Below are 1164 nucleotides of genomic sequence, written 5' to 3'. Positions count from 1 at the left end.
CTTCAAATCGACCTTCCAAAGTTAGGATCATCGTTTCTGACATACAAGCATAAGCCTTGCCCGGTGGATATCCAAAATTCATTCCAAAATCAGGCTTGCCAGGCACATCGACAATACCACCTTCAATAACTAAAATATCCTTTCGGGACTGCATAATCTCTTTAGCTACGTTTCTGGGCCTTGACACATCACAAACAACAGCTCCTCGTTCGATCCAATGACTTTGAATTATGGTTTCTATGGCCGAGGTGACGGTTAAAATAATCCGACACCCTTTAATTCCTTGTTCAATATTTGTAAATCCTTTTACTGGATAAGGTGAAAACTGCTCAACTTCCTGTTGTACATTCTTCACCTTTTCCTGATCGCGCCCAACAACCCTAACTTTCTTTTTTTCTTGCGCTAAAATGAGGGCACAAGCTCTTCCAATTGAGCCAGTAGCACCAACTATTGCATACTCTTCACTATTAAAGTCTAATGTCATCTTTTGGGCTGCAATCATAGTAGCTTCCAGAGCCGTTGCCACGGTATAACTATTACCGGTGGTAACGGCAATAGTTAAGCCTTTTTTGGGAGTAATTCCTCCATCACCAGCTACTGATGTAAAAGCACCTAAACCAATAATCTTAGCTCCGAGCTTTTCCGCCAATAAACCACATTTTTGAATTTGCTTCGAAACAAAAGTAAATGGGTATTCAATGAGAACCCTTGAAGTCATAGGAAGGCCCACAAACCACCCTTTGATTTCTTTCCCAGTCGCCTGTGAGCGAACTCCGGTAACATGGGATAAAACAAACGGCGATATGTGAGAGGCGAGGTATTCAACCGACCGGTTAGGCAAAACACGGAGTATTTTTTTATGATCTTTGATGTCTTGAGCATCCATTGCATGGATTATAAAGGCAAAGCTATCCACGAAATTCACCTTCAATCTTTCAATACAGTGATAAGCCAAAAACCTAAAAAAGTGAACGAAAAAAATAAAATGCTAATATCTTCTTGCTGATTCACTTTTAGAACCTGTAAAATATATTTCATTAAAACCTTTTTTTTCTTCTTCTAATTCCCTTTGCCTTAATTTCCTTGTAACCTGTCCTGAAAATATAACAATGTTTAAAAAATCCGTCATCCTGTGCGGTGCTTTCCCGCGTGAGGATCTCATCT

1 protein-coding gene is annotated in these 1164 nt (G+C 39.8%); it reads right to left on the bottom strand.

Annotation, left to right across the window (positions count from 1 at the left end; translation table 11 throughout):
• Positions 1 to 916: hypothetical protein (locus PLK24_RS07460; protein WP_324477786.1), on the bottom strand; the 916-nt coding region annotated here is incomplete at its 3' end.
• Positions 917 to 1164: the final 248 nt, after the last annotated feature.

The sequence above is a fragment of the Atribacter sp. genome (genome assembly GCF_035418125.1).
Taxonomy (GTDB): domain Bacteria; phylum Atribacterota; class Atribacteria; order Atribacterales; family Atribacteraceae; genus Atribacter; species Atribacter allofermentans.
This window is presented reverse-complemented; position numbering and strand designations above follow the sequence as displayed.